15 protein-coding genes are annotated in these 16,319 nt (G+C 46.8%); 10 read left to right on the top strand and 5 right to left on the bottom strand.

What is annotated here, in order from left to right:
* The first annotated feature begins 34 nt into the window (after positions 1 to 34).
* The 5 genes from D0C16_RS05135 (at position 35) to D0C16_RS05115 (ending at position 5,329) form a co-directional block, all read left to right on the top strand.
* Positions 35 to 736, top strand: coding sequence for a tetratricopeptide repeat protein (locus tag D0C16_RS05135; protein ID WP_151031317.1), 702 nt, complete (start codon positions 35 to 37; stop codon positions 734 to 736).
* Positions 733 to 1,959 carry an outer membrane protein assembly factor BamB gene (bamB, locus tag D0C16_RS05130; RefSeq protein WP_370458205.1) on the top strand — a complete coding sequence of 409 codons (1,227 nt, stop codon included), beginning with the start codon at positions 733 to 735 and terminating at the stop codon, positions 1,957 to 1,959. Before D0C16_RS05135 ends, bamB begins: the two co-directional genes overlap by 4 nt.
* Positions 1,960 to 2,109: 150 nt before the next feature.
* Complete coding sequence (gene der / locus D0C16_RS05125) at positions 2,110 to 3,513, top strand: ribosome biogenesis GTPase Der (protein ID WP_151034813.1); 1,404 nt, start codon at positions 2,110 to 2,112, stop codon at positions 3,511 to 3,513.
* A gap of 80 nt (positions 3,514 to 3,593) precedes the next feature.
* Complete coding sequence (locus D0C16_RS05120) at positions 3,594 to 4,847, top strand: fused response regulator/phosphatase (RefSeq protein ID WP_225318909.1); 1,254 nt, start codon at positions 3,594 to 3,596, stop codon at positions 4,845 to 4,847.
* Positions 4,847 to 5,329 carry an STAS domain-containing protein gene (locus tag D0C16_RS05115; protein WP_151031316.1) on the top strand — a complete coding sequence of 161 codons (483 nt, stop codon included), beginning with the start codon at positions 4,847 to 4,849 and terminating at the stop codon, positions 5,327 to 5,329. The genes D0C16_RS05120 and D0C16_RS05115 overlap by 1 nt, the downstream gene beginning before the upstream one ends.
* A 29-nt stretch (positions 5,330 to 5,358) precedes the next feature.
* Here the strand turns inward: D0C16_RS05115 and D0C16_RS05110 are convergent, their stop codons facing one another.
* The 3 genes from D0C16_RS05110 to dusA all read right to left on the bottom strand — a co-directional run bounded on the left by D0C16_RS05110 (position 5,359) and on the right by dusA (position 7,935).
* Positions 5,359 to 5,826 (bottom strand): TerB family tellurite resistance protein, encoded by a 468-nt coding sequence (locus D0C16_RS05110; RefSeq protein ID WP_151031315.1) that lies wholly within the window; start codon positions 5,824 to 5,826, stop codon positions 5,359 to 5,361.
* An 8-nt stretch (positions 5,827 to 5,834) separates the two neighbouring features.
* The gene (gene tal / locus D0C16_RS05105; RefSeq protein WP_151031314.1) at positions 5,835 to 6,788 is read right to left on the bottom strand and encodes a transaldolase; all 954 of its coding nucleotides are present in this window, start codon (positions 6,786 to 6,788) and stop codon (positions 5,835 to 5,837) included.
* Between the two features lie 136 nt (positions 6,789 to 6,924).
* Complete coding sequence (gene dusA / locus D0C16_RS05100; protein WP_151031313.1) at positions 6,925 to 7,935, bottom strand: tRNA dihydrouridine(20/20a) synthase DusA; 1,011 nt, start codon at positions 7,933 to 7,935, stop codon at positions 6,925 to 6,927.
* Between the two features lie 122 nt (positions 7,936 to 8,057).
* Here dusA and moaC point away from each other — a divergent pair, with 122 nt between their 5' ends.
* From moaC to moaE, 3 genes are read left to right on the top strand one after another with little or no spacing between them, the layout of a single operon-like run.
* Positions 8,058 to 8,537, top strand: a complete 480-nt coding sequence (moaC, locus tag D0C16_RS05095; RefSeq protein WP_151031312.1) for a cyclic pyranopterin monophosphate synthase MoaC — start codon at positions 8,058 to 8,060, stop codon at positions 8,535 to 8,537.
* Between the two features lie 2 nt (positions 8,538 to 8,539).
* On the top strand, positions 8,540 to 8,788 hold the full coding sequence (locus D0C16_RS05090) for a MoaD/ThiS family protein (protein ID WP_151031311.1): 249 nt from the start codon (positions 8,540 to 8,542) through the stop codon (positions 8,786 to 8,788).
* 1 nt (position 8,789) lies between these two features.
* Complete coding sequence (moaE, locus tag D0C16_RS05085) at positions 8,790 to 9,272, top strand: molybdopterin synthase catalytic subunit MoaE (RefSeq protein WP_151031310.1); 483 nt, start codon at positions 8,790 to 8,792, stop codon at positions 9,270 to 9,272.
* A 34-nt stretch (positions 9,273 to 9,306) separates the two neighbouring features.
* On the opposite strand, the gene D0C16_RS05080 is transcribed toward moaE, so the two are convergent.
* Positions 9,307 to 10,653, bottom strand: a complete 1,347-nt coding sequence (locus D0C16_RS05080) for an MFS transporter (RefSeq protein WP_151031309.1) — start codon at positions 10,651 to 10,653, stop codon at positions 9,307 to 9,309.
* A gap of 257 nt (positions 10,654 to 10,910) precedes the next feature.
* Here D0C16_RS05080 and D0C16_RS05075 point away from each other — a divergent pair, with 257 nt between their 5' ends.
* Complete coding sequence (locus D0C16_RS05075) at positions 10,911 to 11,942, top strand: LacI family DNA-binding transcriptional regulator (RefSeq protein WP_151031308.1); 1,032 nt, start codon at positions 10,911 to 10,913, stop codon at positions 11,940 to 11,942.
* Between the two features lie 72 nt (positions 11,943 to 12,014).
* Here the strand turns inward: D0C16_RS05075 and glk are convergent, their stop codons facing one another.
* Positions 12,015 to 13,019, bottom strand: coding sequence for a glucokinase (glk, locus tag D0C16_RS05070; protein ID WP_151031307.1), 1,005 nt, complete (start codon positions 13,017 to 13,019; stop codon positions 12,015 to 12,017).
* Positions 13,020 to 13,565: 546 nt separating this feature from the next.
* On the opposite strand from glk, the gene D0C16_RS05065 reads away from it, so the two are divergent.
* Positions 13,566 to 16,025 (top strand): exo 1,3/1,4-beta-D-glucan glucohydrolase, encoded by a 2,460-nt coding sequence (locus D0C16_RS05065; protein ID WP_151031306.1) that lies wholly within the window; start codon positions 13,566 to 13,568, stop codon positions 16,023 to 16,025.
* The last annotated feature ends 294 nt before the right edge of the window (positions 16,026 to 16,319 follow it).

The raw sequence follows: 16,319 nt of genomic DNA, 5'->3' as shown, positions 1-16,319 counted from the left end.
TGGGGCATTTCGCCAAGGTTTACAGGAGCCAATTGTGAGCGTACATCTTTCAGAAGAAGAACAACTAGAATCCCTTAAGCGCTGGTGGAAAGATTACGGTAAATCCGTTATTACCGCAGTGGTAATTGCGTTGGTTGCCTATTTTGGTTACACCGCTTGGCAAGACCAAAAGCGTCAAAAAGCAGAAAAAGCGTCAGAGGTTTACGAGCAGTTGTTAAAGCTGGTGAATGTTGAACCGGGCAAAACACTAAGTGATTCTGATAAAGCTACTGCAGCCCATTTGGCATCCGAATTGAAAGATGCCAACGCCAAAAGTATGTACGCCTATAGTGCTGCATTCTTCCTGGCAAAAATTGCGGTAGAAGAGAACAAGCTTGATGCAGCAGTTACTGAACTTAAATGGGTTTTGTCTGCCAAACCGGATACCGCAACTGAGCAGCTTGCCCGTTTGCGTTTGGCTCGTGTATTGACCGCACAAAAAGCGTATGTTGATGCATTAGCACAATTATCGCCCGATCCTGCCGCAGCATTTACAGCTGAATATGCTGAGGCGCGTGGTGATGTTCTTAAATTACAAGGCGATTTAGATGCTGCGCGTACTGCTTATGAGAAGGCGCTGGCGGCAACTGATCCGCAACAACAAGAGCGTTTTATGTTATTGCAAATGAAAGTTGATGATTTGAAAGTAGATTCAGCAACACCTGCAGCACCGGTGGCTGAGGAGAAAGCTCAATGATGCAAGCCCCGGTAAGACGTCTATGCTGGCTGGTATTGCTGTGCGCATTCACCTTGTCGGGTTGTTCCTGGTTTAGCAAAAAGACTGGTAATGAACCCTTGGAGTTGGTTGATTTTGACGAGACCATCGATCTGGATAAAGTTTGGAGTCGTGGAATCGGAGAAGGACAAAATCAAGGCTTCAGTCGTCTTACCCCTGCCTTGGATGGCGATGCAATTTACGCTGTAGATTACGAAGGTTTGTTGGTTGCGACCGATGCTACGTCCGGCAAGAAGCTGTGGGCGAAGAAAATAAATCAACCAGACCTAGGGTTATGGGGATGGTTGAAGAGTTTTGCAGTTGATGGGGACCCCAATTATCAAATTGTTGGTGGTATTGCCGCTGAAAATGGTTTGTTGTTGGTAGCAACTTATGCGGGCGAAGTAATGGCTCTCTCAAAAGAAAATGGAAGTGAGCTTTGGAAGACTCGAGTGCCTGGTGAGATTGTTTCTGCTCCGCGGACAAATGGTTCGGTTGTTGCTGCACAAACTGTAAATGGAAAGTTGTTTGCATTTGATGCTAAGACTGGAGCTCAACTCTGGTTTTACGATAATCCGCCACCGGTTTTGACTTTGCGCGGAACTCCATCCCCGATAGTGACAGATACCGCTATTTATACCGGGTTTTCTAATGGGCGGATGATGGCTTTCAACCCTAATAACGGGTTGATTTTATGGGAGCAACGTATAGCCCTCCCTAAAGGTCGTTCGGAACTGGAGCGGATGGTAGATATTCATTCTGATCCGTTGGTGAAAGACGGAGTTATATACGTCGGAACCTATCAAGGCCGTATTAGTGCATTGTCTCGCGGTACTGGCAGTGCTCTTTGGGGGAAAGATGGTTCGACCAGCGAAAACCTGGCGCTCTCGGGTGACAAAATATTCGTGAGTCATGCCGATGGAAAGGTCGTTGCTTATAACGCAGCTAACGGCGAACAGCTTTGGAGTAATGAAAAAATGCTGCGCCGGGGCTTGAACGGACCACAAGTGTTTGGAGATTATTTGGCAGTCGTTGACTTTAAAGGTTATATGCACGTGCTGAATCAGGCCGATGGTGAATTTGCGGCCCGTGTAAGAGTTGATCGTAAAGGGGCTCGCGCTCCTATGCTGACAAATGGAGAAACTCTTTACGTGTTTACTAATAGAGGTAAACTCATGGCTTATCAGGTTAAAAAAGCCAAATAATTTTACCCTTCACGACTGAACCAGCCGTCTGAATTTGCTCTGGTATTAGAGTAAAATTCCAGTCGGCTGGTTTTGTTTTTTTGTTATATCTTGATTTTAACTTGCGATTTAAAATCGCTTTTCATCAATAGCGTAATCGATACTTCTATGATAATCCCTGTAATCGCACTAGTTGGTCGCCCGAATGTGGGTAAATCAACGCTATTTAACCGCCTTACGCAGTCGCGCGACGCATTAGTGGCTGACTATCCTGGCTTAACTCGTGATCGCAAATACGGTGAAGGTATTTTAGAAAATCGTCGATTTATCGTTATTGATACCGGGGGTATTAGCGGGGAAGAGGAAGGCATTGATAGCATGATGGCCGGACAATCGCTGTTGGCGATTCAGGAAGCCGACATCGTGTTGTTTATTGTTGATAGCCGCGCGGGTTTAAATCCCGCTGATGAAATGATTGCAAAGCACCTACGCGTAAATAACAAAAAGACCTATTTAGTTGCTAATAAGATTGACGGAATGGACCCGGATATTGCACTGGCTCCGTTTTATGAATTGGGCTTGGGCGAGGTCCACCCCACTACTGCGAGCCATGGTCGCGGAGTGAGATCGCTGATGGAGGAAGTGCTTTCTGGCGTGCCAGAGCTTCCAGAGGATTATCAATCCGAAGTAGCAACCGGGATTAAGATCGCCATAGTCGGTCGCCCTAATGTTGGTAAATCCACTTTAGTAAATCGTTTATTGGGTGAGGATAGGGTGGTTGTTTATGACCAACCCGGAACCACTCGTGACTCGATTTACATTAACTACACACGTTTTGATAAACCCTACACAATCATTGATACGGCAGGTGTTCGGCGGCGAAAAAATATCGATTTAATGGTCGAAAAATTCTCCATTGTAAAAACCATGCAGGCAATTTCTGATGCTAATGTGGTTGTATTGGTGATGGACGCCAGCGAAGGGGTGGTCGAACAGGATTTGCACCTAATGGGAACTACCATCGAGGCTGGTAGAGCCTTGGTAATCGCTCTTAATAAGTGGGACGGGTTGGATGACGCCCACAAGCAATATGTTAAAAATGAAATCGAACGCCGTTTAAGGTTTGTGGATTTTGCCACTATCCACTTTATTTCAGCGTTGCACGGTACTGGGGTTGGCAACCTGTACAAATCCATTGAGTTGGCTTATCAATCGGCAACGGATAAGTTCAGTACTAACTACCTAACGCGCATCCTGCAGGATGCAGTTCGCGAGCATCAACCGCCAATGATTCAGGGGCGTCGGATCAAACTCCGCTATGCACATCCTGGTGGGCACAATCCCCCAATCATCGTGATTCATGGCAATCAGACTAACGAAGTTCCTGCGTTTTACACCAAGTATTTGGAGAAAACGTATCGCCGCGTTTTGGATCTTCATGGTACACCCATCAAAATCGAATACCGCAACAACGATAACCCTTACAGTGAGCGCAAAAAGAAAATGACTCAGCGTCAATTAATTGAAATGCGCCGTAAAAACGAACGTGACAACAAAAATCCCAAAAAGAAATGACGTTTAAGTTGTAAAAAGCGCGTAAACTATTTTTTCTCGCCGAAGTCGCTAAGTCTTGCGGTCGCCAGAATGAAAGAGTAGTGTTACGCGCCTTAGTGGTTTTACATAAAAAACTCTATCAATTGACCGAGCTTAAGATGACATCTGCAAGCCGAAAGCTGCTTATCATCGATGACGATGCCCTTGTTCGCCAGAGTATTGTGACTTACCTGACGGACAGCGGCTTTAATGTCTCTGCCGCTGCTGATGCCCCTTCTGCGCTTGATATTCTCTCCTCTGTTGAAGTTCCTCCTGATCTAATTCTGACTGACCTTCGTATGCCTAACGGAGATGGCTTGCAGTTGTTGCAAACATTACAAGACCGTTATGACGCCATTCCGGTAATTGTTATTTCTGGGGCAGGGGTGATGAATGATGTGGTAAGTGCGTTGCGTCTGGGGGCACGTGATTACCTTATAAAGCCAGTCGTAGATCTCGAAGTACTGGTTCATTCGATTAATAAAGTGCTGGATCGTGAGGAGCTCGAAGCCGAAAACCGTCGCTACCGAGAGCAATTGGAAGAGGCTAACCGGGAGTTGCGTGAAAACTTGCGGGTTTTAGAGCGTGACCAGATTGCAGGCCGCAGGGTTCAGCGGAGGCTAATGCCGTCGGGTGTTACGACCGACGGTGGCTATATTGCTGCTCACACTATAATTCCGTCGTTGTTCCTCAGCGGCGACTTTGTCGATTATGCCCATATCAGAAAGCGTTATTTAGCGTTCTATCTCGCAGATGTTTCGGGGCACGGTGCTTCATCCGCATTTGTCACAATATGGTTAAAACATCTGGTTAGCCGGATGGTGCGGGAAGAGGGGTTGTTTGGCGATGAAAATTCATTTGCCCAAGGGGCAAATCTCATGCTGCGCCAGATAAATCGGGAGTTACATGAAACCCGCTTAAGTCATCATCTAACACTGTTTGTTGGCGTTATAGACACTCATACCAATCAAATGCACTACGTTGTCGCCGGGCATTTACCTATGCCAATTTTGGTAACGCCTGAGGGAGCAAGTTATCTAAACGGGCGCGGTAAACCAGTTGGCATATTCAAAGATGTCGAATGGGAGGTCTATGAATGCACTTTGCCGGAAAAATTTGGTTTGGTCTGCTTCTCAGATGGCGTTCTTGAGATAATGCCGGACCAAGAACTGCAACAAAAGGAAGCTAGTCTTTTAAAACTAATTTCCTCTAGTAGTGGCGGTTTGGATTCCGTCTGCAATACTTTAGTTATAAAGGAGATTCGCGATAACCCTGACGACATCGCAGTCTTGTCTATATCCCGAGGTGTTAGTTAATGAAACCCGGCCAGATTCTCGTCGCCGACCACAATGGTGTCTACGTTATCAAAATGCTTGGTGACGTGCGCCTGACGTTATGTATTTCTTTTGATCAATTTATTGACTCCATGTTCAAAAGCGCCGATTTTACGTCGGTGCTTTTTGACCTTTCCGAGGCCGAGGCGATTGATAGTACGACACTAGGGCTGATGGCGAAAATATCTATCCTTGGTCAAGAACGGCGAGGAATTATGCCTGTGATCCTTGCTAGTAATCCAAGTATTCAACGCATACTGCAGACCATGGGATTTGCTGATATTTTTACAATTGTGGATAAGCTGGATGCGCCGGTGTTAGCCAGCCACCCACTTAATTGTATTAATTGTGACGAGCAAGAAGTAAAAGAGAAAGTTATCGAGGCTCACAAAATTTTGATGGGATTGAATGCCAGTAATGCAGATACGTTTCGCAATCTGGTTAATATGTTGGAGAATTGCTAGGTCACGCGAACAACACAATACGTCCAGTTTTATTTTATTTCGCTTAGACTCGCCTTTACCTGACTCTTGGCACGAATAAATTCTGAATGTGGTAGATAGACTAAATCTGCCACCTTACGAATTATATAATCTTCGTATTTATCCAAATTCCCATCAGCGTACGCGATTTCCCACATGGATTTAATCAGGTTAAATTTTTCATCGGTATTGCAGTGCTGATTCACTATTTGTGTGAATTGATGCAGAGATGTTGCATGATTTGATTCACTTTTCGCAAGCAAAATCAACTCTGAAATCTCTTCGTCGCTCAGTAAGTATTTATGTCCCAATGAGGCGCTAAGTGAACTGAGTTCCAGATCGGAAAACTGATGGTCTGCCATAGCCACTTCAACTAATAAAGCGGCAACAGCCAGCTGCTTTTGATGCGTAGTCAGAGTAGGCGTCGCGCCACCTGGTTGCAGGTGGCGCTCGATAAAACGTGAGAGTTTGGTAAGCACAGAAATGTTTACGCTCGTGACTTTAACAAGTTCTCAAGATTTATTTGGTCTTTTACGAAGCCGCGAATACCTTCGGCCAATTTCTCTGTGGCCATGGCGTCCTGATTCAAACCAAAGCGGAAACTGGTTTCAGTTTCAATACGTTTCGCAATTGCATCACCTGTATTTGAAGCGGAAAGCACACGTTTTAATTCGCCTTTATCTTGATCAAGTTCTTGCAGCAGCTGAGGGCTAATGGTCAGTCGGTCACAACCTGCCAATGCTTCAATTTCACCAATGTTGCGGAAGCTCGCACCCATCACAACCGTTTTATAATCGTTTTGTTTGTAGTAGTTGTAAATGTGACGTACAGATACCACCCCTGGGTCTTCTTCAGCGGTGTATTCTTTTTTATCAGTGTTAGCTTTGTACCAATCAAGGATACGACCAACGAAAGGGGAAATCAGAAATACGCCAGCATCAGCGCAGGCTGCGGCTTGATTGAAACCAAACAACAACGTCAGATTGCAATTGATGCCTTCTTTTTCCAGTACTTCAGCCGCGCGAATACCTTCCCACGTGGATGCGAGTTTGATCAGGACGCGGGATTTATCAACGCCGCCTTTCTCATAAAGGCTGATCAGTTGGTGTGCCTTGGCAATCGATGCCTTGGTGTCGAATGATAAGCGTGCATCAACTTCGGTTGAAATGCGTCCGGGAACAATTTTCAAAATCTCCAGACCAATTCCAACTGCCAGATGATCGCAAGCTGCGCTCAATTGTTCAGCGCTGTTCACTATACCTTTAGTGCTGCTAATTGCAGAGGTCAGCAGATCCTGATATTGCGGCATTTGGGCAGCTTTATAAACCAGGGACGGGTTAGTGGTGGCATCCAGCGGCTTGTACAGGCGGATGGCTTCGATATCACCGGTATCGGCGACCACATCGGTAAATTGCTTCAGTTGTTCAAGTTTGCTAGTCACAGTGGTAATCCTATCTCTAAATATTCACGTGGTTGATCGTCGTTTAATTGCCGTCGGATTAATTATAGTCCTTATGACTTTATGAATGAAACAGTCATTTTTTATAAAAGGTAAATTCGTTAGTTCAAGTTAGCTTTTACTGAGCTTGGTCGGCTGTACTCGCTAATGGTACCTCATTTAAGACATTCAATGCTTGTTGAAGAATCTCTATGCCAGCGCCTGGTTTATGCGCTTGCTCACTTAATATCCGACGAAATTGCCGTGCGCGCGGCAGGCCGTGATATAGGCCGAGAATATGTCGGGTCAGATGGTTTAAGCGCGTGCCTTTTGCCAGCTGTTCCTCACAATAGTTGAGAAATCCCATCATGACTTCGTTGCGACTGATAACAGGGTTCGATGTGCCATAAATCTGCTGATCGACCTCCGCTAGCAGGTATGGATTGGCATAGGCTTCTCGACCTAGCATGACGCCATCAACGTGATTTAACAGCTGTTGGCTTTGTTCCAAGGAGGTGATGCCCCCGTTGATAATGATTTCAAGGTGCGGGAAATCCCGCTTCAGTTGGTAAACCTTATCGTATTGCAGTGGTGGGACTTCGCGATTTTCTTTCGGACTCAGTCCTTTTAGCCAAGCTTTGCGTGCATGCACGATAAACGTATTGCAACCGGTTTTGGCGATGGTACTTACAAATTTTACCAAGCCTTCGTAGTCTTCCATATCGTCTATACCGATACGGTGTTTAACCGTAACCGGGATTTTAACGGCGTGTTGCATGGCCGCTATACACTCGGCGACGAGTTCGGGTTCAGCCATCAGGCAAGCTCCAATCATTCCATTTTGAACTCTATCGCTGGGGCAGCCACAGTTAAGGTTGACTTCATCATAACCCCAGTCTTCAGCGATTTTGCTGCATTCGGCCAAGTCTTTAGGGTTACTGCCTCCCAGTTGCAGTGCGAGAGGATGTTCGCAGGCGTTGTAGTCCAGAAAGCGTGCTTTATCCCCGTGGAGTAGAGCACCGGTGGTGACCATTTCGCTGTAGAGCACAGCGTTCTTAGTGAGAAGGCGCCAAAAGGTACGGCAGTCCGACGTGGACCACTCCATCATTGGGGCAAGGGTAAAGCGGCGATCAAGTACTGGTGAGGTCATGTAAGTCGGATAATTTTAAGCTGGCGAGGAAATAAAAATGCGGTCATCTTGATGAGTGCTTTATGATAACCCTATTTCCTGGCTGCTGCACGGCCAGTCTTGGTTAACTGGATGCATTTGTTATGACGCTTACCCATATAGATTCCCACGGCCATGCCAGCATGGTCGATGTTTCTGAAAAAACTCCCAGCGTGCGCGAGGCCAGGGCCTTTGCTCGCGTAGTTATGACGCCGGATACCTTGGAGCAAATAAAACATAATTCACTAAAAAAAGGTGATGTGTTGGCTGTTGCTCGGATAGCGGGAATACAAGCTGCCAAAAAATGTTCGGACTTAATTCCATTATGTCATCCTTTGGCTTTGAGCAAAGTTGCCGTGGACTTCGTGTTGGATGAAAGTAACAGTGCGGTTGAAATCACCAGCTATTGCAAATTGACCGGGCAAACCGGTGTGGAAATGGAAGCGCTCACTGCGGCCAGTGTTGCGGCCCTAACAATTTATGATATGTGCAAAGCAGTTGATATGGGGATGGTGATTGAGCGCGTTTGCTTACTGGAGAAATCCGGCGGCCGTCGCGGCCATTATCAACGCGAAGGGCTATAGTCATGATCCGGGTAATTTTTCTAGCGCAGTTGCGCGAGCAATTAGGTATCGCGGAGCTTGATGTTTCCAGTGCACACGTTAAGTCGCTGGATGAATTAAAGCAGCAGCTCGTGTTGCAAAATCCTTCATGGGAATCAACGCTACTCAAGAGCAAAGTTCTGACCGCGGTCAATCATGCATATACAAAAGGAAATCAGACATTGGTTGATGGTGATGAGGTGGCTTTTTTTCCGCCAGTAACAGGAGGTTGATATGACCTTTTCGATCTGTGTTCAACAAAATGATTTTGATGTAGGGCAAGAGTACTCAGCGTTAATTGCAGGCAATGCTGCCGCAGGCGCAGTGGTATTTTTTGTAGGGCGCGTGCGGGATTTTAACGATGGACGTTTGGTGGCCGGTCTTTCATTGGAGCATTATCCCGGTATGACGGAAAAAATATTGGAGCAAATTCTCGCGGAGGCAAAACTGCGCTGGGATTTGGTTTCCGCTCGCATCATCCATCGTGTAGGTGAATTGCGTCTGGGTGATCAAATTGTTTTTGTTGGAGTTACCAGTGCTCATCGAGAGCACGCATTTCAGGCCGCAGAATTTCTAATGGATTTTTTAAAGACCCGTGCACCTTTTTGGAAAAAGGAAATTACTCAGGAGGGGAAAAATGTGTGGGTAGAGGCGAAAAATAAGGACGGAGAAGCGGCGGAACGTTGGGATTCAGATCGTAATTCTGCAAGCAGTTAATCTGCTTGCAGAATTCAGATGGCCACTCAGTAAATTAGTGGCTGGTTGCAACTTCGGCAACGTCGTTAGTTGCTTTGGTTTTAGCGGCGCTGAGCGCGAAGACACACAAAATTATGTAGCAAACTGCAGGAACAATAAACGCGGTTACATAACTGCTGTGACCTGAAACCAATCCCGCCAGTAAAGGCACAAACGCGCCGCCGATAATTGCCGTACAGAGGAAACCAGAGGTTGCTTCTGAACTCGCGGTAGAGCGTTCCAGAGTCAGAGTGAAAATAACCGGGAACATAATAGAGTTAAATAACCCAATTGCCAGTGCAATAAAACCGGCGCCTACTCCGCCTACAGAGAATACATAGAAACACATAGCGGCGGCTGCGCCAGTGAACACAACGAGCAACATGGCGGCATTTACTTTGGCGAGCAGAGCAGAACCGATCAAGCGACCTACCATAGCCCCACCCCAATAGAGTGCAGTTAACGCAGCGGCTTCTTGCAACGAAACGCCAAGAACTCCATCGGAACTGGCAATTTTGTCAATGAACGGGAACGCGAAAATCGCATCGGACTGGCCCCAAATAGAGTCTGAATTCAAAAAGAATGCCATTTGAGTGCCTATGGCAACCTCGGCACCTACGTACAAAAAGATCGCCATGCCGCCGAGCATTGCCCATTTAGATTGGAAAGCATCCGACAGCATTTCGCCAATGCCCTTTGGCTTGGCTGCCGAAGAGTCTGGAGCAGCTTGTCCAACAATTTTGCGGCTGACAAAAAAGAAGGCAAGTAGTGCTGCAATCATACCTGCCAACCAGAAGTAAGCAGCGTCGATACCGGCAAGAGCTTGGGTGCGAACTTCATCGGTAATAGTTTCGCCGTGCTTAACTTCTACGCCTTCCAGGAAAAGGCTTGCACCAATGATTGGTCCGATAAAAGTTCCAAGGCTGTTAAAGGTTTGGCTGAAGGTTAAGCGGAAGTGGCTACCTTCGGGCGAACCAAGCGCGGCGGCCAAAGGGTTTGCGGCGACTTGCAATGCGGTGATACCACTGGCAAGCACAAAAAGGCCGCCAAGTACCAGTGCGTAAACTTCAATATTGGCTGCAACCAACATGATCAGGCATCCACCAATCATCATGCCCAATGCAATCAAAATAGTTGATACGGATTTAAAGCGAGATAGCAGAGTCGCTGCCGGGAAGCTCATGATTCCATAGGCGATAAAGAACGCGAAGGCACTGAGTTGAGCTTCTACGTCGCTCAGACTGAAAATTCCTTTTACCGCTGCGACCAATGGATCGATGAGGGAAGTAATAAACCCCCACGCGAAGAATAGTGTTGTTACTGCCGCATAAGCGGGCAGATATTTGTTGGATGATGATTGCATGAGAGTGATTGCCTCGTTGTTATAAAATGATTTGTCGTTGTAATGGTCTTAAAACAGCGCCAGAGTTGGGACTTGGGGTAACTAATAATCTGGCGAAAATCGCGGCGGTACTATAATCCAAGGCTATAAAGCTGTCACATTGTTTGTTTCGCGATTACAATTCCTGCGTCAAAAAAGCAAGCTTCTTTCTTATTGTCAATGTGACATATATTTGACTCTGGGATTGAGCAACAATAAATCAACCAGAGGTTAAGTCAGTGGCAAAGGCAACGATTGATGATGTAGCTGCTCTCGCAGGGGTGTCCATCAAAACGGTTTCTCGAGTTGTAAATAATGAGCCCAATGTGAGGCCGGCAACGCGTGAGAAGGTAGACTCGGCCATTGCGGCGTTGAATTATCGGCCCAACCAATCTGCCCGAAGTCTCGCGGGGAATAAATCCTATCTGCTGGGGCTTATTTATGGTCATCCCAGCGCACATTATGTGCTGGATATCCAGGAGGGTGTGCTTGAGGTTTGTCGTCCCCAGCGCTACGAGCTACTTGTGCACCCGGCTATCCATCGCGATCCTAATGTTTTAAATGAGGTAACCGATTTAATTTTAGAGAAGCGGGTAGATGGTGTCATGCTGACGCCGCCACTCTCCGACAATATGACGGTTATCAATTCCCTTAAAAAAATGAATATCCCTTTCGTCCGTGTCGCACCGACAGAAAATAAATCCTTATCTCCGTACGTTGAAACTAATGATGAGGAAGCTTCGTATGATATGACCTGTCAATTGATTGCTTGGGGGCACACACGCATTGGCTTTATTTGTGGTCACCCGGACCACCGTGCTATGTCCTTGCGCTACGAAGGGTACAAAGCTGCACTAATTGAAAATGACTTGCCCCTGATAAAAGAATTGGTAGAGCAAGGTGATAACTCATTTGAATCGGGTGAAGAGTGTGGCAAAAAACTTTTGCTGCATGCGCAGCGGCCAACCGCTATTTTTGCTGCAAATGATGATATGGCTGCGGGGGTGATGATGGTTGCCCATCAATCGGGAGTTAAAATACCGGCGCAATTATCGGTCGCAGGATTCGACGATACTCCCGTTGCACACCAATTATATCCATCGCTCACTACCATTCGGCAGCCCATTCGCCAAATGGCGAAAAAAGCTACGGATCTGCTATTAAAACAATTGAAGGGACGTGAAATTCAGCTGCCCGCCAGCATGTTGAGTTCAAGCATTATCGTGCGCGACTCTACCGGCCCAATAATCAAAGCGAAAGAAAAGCACTAACGGTCGGATCTAACCACGTCAATAAAAAATGCACCCTGGGGTGCATTTTTTATGACGGGAATGTATTGCGGGTTATGCGTTTTTTAGCGCTGGCGTATTGTTGATTAACCAAGCTGCGGAACCAACCAGTGCTGCTTTGTCGTTCACAATGAGGCGGATGGAAATGTCGCTCACATAACCAGCCATTGGGCCTTTGTTTTTGTAGCGCTCAAGGAAGTGAGATTCCGGCAAAAGCCCAACCAATTTTGGGGTGATCCCGCCGCCGATTACGACACCGCCTTTTGCGCCTAGAGATAAAGCTTTATCGCCAGCGACTTCACCCAGTACATCGCAGAAGGTTAAAACAGCTTCACGGCATAAATCATCTTCATCTGCCAAACCTTTGGTACTTACATCTGCCGGTGTATAGGCTTTTGCTTCTACGCCGGAGTTGTGTGCGAGAGCACGGTAGAGGGTTACCAAGCCACCGCCGGATAGAATATTTTCAACCGAAACATGGCTCTGTTCTTTCAATAAGAAGGATTTGATATCCAGTTCTTTTTCATTTGTGGGGGCAAAGCTGGCGTGACCACCTTCAGTTGGAATGATTTTCCAATTGCCGCCATCCGGCACAAGTGCTGCCATGCCAAAACCGGTGCCTGGCCCCATTACCACGATGGGAGCATCCGGGTTTGATTTTCCAGATTCGTATAACGTTACTAATTCATCGTCCTGTAAAAAGGGTACAGCGTACGCAAGAGAAGCAAAGTCATTGATTACGTGGAGGGTTTTCATCCCCAATTGGTCGCGCAGACCATCAATGGAAAATTTCCAGTTCAGGTTGGTCATGGCGGCCTGTCCGTTTTCAATAGGGCCAGCGATGGCGAGGCACGCGTGTGCTGGAATATCAATGCCAAACTCCGTACAACAGGCCTTGATCATAGTTGCCATGTCTGCGTAATTTGCACATTTCAGGGTGATTTGGCGTTCAGCTGTGTAGTTGATCTTGCCGCGTGCGCGATTTTTTTCCGCGTCGAATTCGACCAGACCAAAACGGCCATTGGTGCCGCCGATATCTGCAACCAGTAACAGGCTCATGTGACTCCTCAACTTCTCTTATAAAGAAGATCAAATAGTTATGGATGGTGTGTTTGTAGTAATGGTTAGGTGCGGGAGGATACCACTAATCCCAAAAGGCGGAAAATCACTTTAATGACTCGCATTCACTTCTTTTTGGTCGCACCAGTCCTTGTTTTCCATCAAGTTTTATTAATTTTGGTGCCATATGGTGTGATTTATGAGACGATTTTACTCGAATCATGCTGGGCGCTTTGCCGTCATTGACAGCGCTGTCAATAAGTAGTAGTTTGCGCCAGCCAAAAAGCGCCCGGTTACTCGTTTTCCGGTATGAATAAGAGATGTATTCGGTCAATACCGCTCAACGATGAGCGTCCCCAGCTTGCCAGGCTAGATCGCATTATGCGCGGTTTAATGTGCAGGTTTTCTCAAGGATTCTGCGGCTTTCATTTTCAAGTTGATTAATAGTGCTCATAAATGGAAAGCACCTATGCTTAGGGTTATGCCTTACAAGCGTGGGTAAATCTGATTAATGTTTTTTAGCCAAAACCTGTGGAGGTTGCAAACGTGCAGTGGCCTAGTATCACCAGCAAGCTGAAGAAAGATCCGGCGCTCGAAGCAAAAATTGAAGATTTGCTCGTGCAAATGAGTCTGGAAGAGAAGATCGGCCAACTGATTCAACCCGAAATCCGTCATCTTACCGCCGCCGATGTTAAGGAGTACCACATAGGTTCGGTACTTAATGGGGGAGGTTCTGTTCCCAATGGAAACCGCTATTCCAAAGCGGCGGACTGGCTGGCAATTGCTGATGCTTACTACACCGCGTCTATGGATGATAGCGATGGCAAGTTGGCAATCCCGATTATGTGGGGCACTGACGCTGTGCATGGCGTGGGTAATATTGTTGGTGCGACGCTGTTTCCCCACAACATTGCCTTGGGCGCAGCACGCAACCCTGAATTGATTAAGGAAATTGGCCGCATTACTGCCACTGAAATTGCTGTTACCGGGCTTGATTGGGATTTTTCACCCACCGTTGCGGTAGCGCGCGATGATCGTTGGGGGCGCACCTATGAGTCCTGGTCAGAGAGTCCTGATTTGGTTCGCGACTATGCCGGCCAAATGGTTGAAGGCTTACAAGGTGACGCTACTGGCAAAGAGTTTCTGTCGAAATACAAAGTCATTTCTACGGCAAAACATTTTATCGCAGATGGAGGTACTTTGAACGGTATCGATCGCGGTAACTGTATTGATGATGAAGAAAGCCTGTGCCGTATTCATGCGGCGGGATATTACAGCGCAATCGAAAATGGTGTGCAGACCGTAATGGCTTCTTTTAATAGTTGGCAAGGCGAGCATATGCACGGTCATCGCTATTTGTTAACGGATGTATTGAAGGAGCAAATGGGTTTTGATGGTCTTGTGGTTGGTGATTGGAATGGTCATGGCTTCGTAGCCGGAGCTACGCCTTTAAACTGCCCGCAGGCGTTAAACGCCGGTTTGGATATCTACATGGTTCCAGATCCTGAGTGGAAACAGTTGTATCGCAACACCTTGGCTCAAGCGCAAGACGGTACTATCCCGATGAGTCGCGTTGATGATGCGGTGCGTCGCGTATTGCGGGTGAAACTGCGTGCAAACCTTTGGGAAAAGGGGCTACCTTCTTCACGCCCATTGGCTGGCCGCGATGATTTATTGGGGGCAGTAGAGCATCGCGCTGTTGCTCGTCAGGCTGTGCGTGAATCCGTTGTTTTGTTAAAAAATAAAAATAATTTATTACCCCTGTCGCCCAAGGCAAAAATTCTTGTTGCAGGCGATGGCGCGGACAATATTAGTAAGCAAACCGGTGGTTGGTCGATTAACTGGCAGGGCACTGGTAATACGATGGCTGATTTTCCCGGCGCAACTACCTTGTGGATGGGGATTGAATCAGCAGTGTCAGCGGCTGGCGGCTCAGCACAATTAAGTGTGGACGGTTCGTACACTGAAAAACCTGATGTGGCAATCGTCATTTTTGGTGAAGATCCCTATGCTGAAATGCAGGGCGATATTCAACATCAATTGCTTAAGGCGGGCGACACTGCCGATTTACAGTTGCTGCAAAAATTAAAGGGCGATGGGATTCCTGTTGTTGCGTTATTCATAACTGGTCGCCCTATGTGGATTAACCGAGAGCTCAACGCGTCCGATGCTTTTGCGGTTATCTGGCAGCCGGGAACTGAAGGTGCTGGTATTGCTGACGTTATTTTTAAAGCTACCGATGGTTCGATAAATTTTCCGGTAAAAGGTCAGTTATCGTTTTCATGGCCCAAGCGTCCTGACCAAGGTCCCTTAAATGTTGGTGATAAAGATTATGACCCTTTGTTTGCCTATGGCTTTGGTTTGAAATACGGCGATAAAGATACCTTGAGCGATAGCCTTTCAGAAGAGGGCATTAGTTTTGAGGCGACCTCACACGTACTGGAATTATTCAATCGTCGTCCTCTGGGAATTTATGGGATTATTCTGGAGGGTAAAAATAATGATCGTGCAGCGCTCAATGGCAATATCGCGAGCGTATCGACACTGACTGTGACCTGTGTGGATCGCGATGTTCAAGAGGATGCTCGTCGCGCACTCTGGAATGGCGATGGGGAAGGTTTGGTGGCTATCTCGACGCCTAATCGTCAAGTGTTAAGCGATTATTATGAGTCTGATTCAGCATTGGTATTCGATATCAAAGTGGATGCCGCACCCGAGGCTCAGGCGTGGGTACGCATTGGTTGTGGCCCATCTTGCTATTCGCAAGTGGAGATTACCAAAGAGTTGACTGCGATAACCGGTAAAGGTTGGAAAACCCTGTCAGTGGATTTAAAAGATTACCCGGATGCCGGAACTGACTTCGGTTTGAAACGCACGCCGCAAGAGTTGTTTGCCTTGATTCTGGAGCCATTTACCTTGGTGGCCAATGGCAAGCTGGATGCTACTTTTTCGCAGGTCCGTATTGAGAAGGGCTTGGCAAAAGGTATTGGTGTGCAAATCGTGTAACCGTATTAGCTTTTTTTCTTGAAGGGCCATTTGCGCAAGCAAATGGCCTTTTTTGTGTGCGTAAGCCCCCCTCCGAAGAACTGCTGCTGAAAAATAATTGCTGCGCCTGCCTTCTTATAGTGCATTGCAAAAAAAAGCTGTGCATTTCTTTGCATTTAATTTGTGCGTGTTTTTTTGTGTGTTTGTTTGCAAATGACGCATGAGTCATTCGTCCATCACCACAAGTGTGCAACTCCAAAAAATGCTTAAAATCACGCAATAAAATTCCAGAAATTATATCTCCTTGATTAATAA

It is taken from the genome of Cellvibrio sp. KY-GH-1 (genome assembly GCF_008806975.1).
GTDB lineage: Bacteria > Pseudomonadota > Gammaproteobacteria > Pseudomonadales > Cellvibrionaceae > Cellvibrio.
This window is presented reverse-complemented; position numbering and strand designations above follow the sequence as displayed.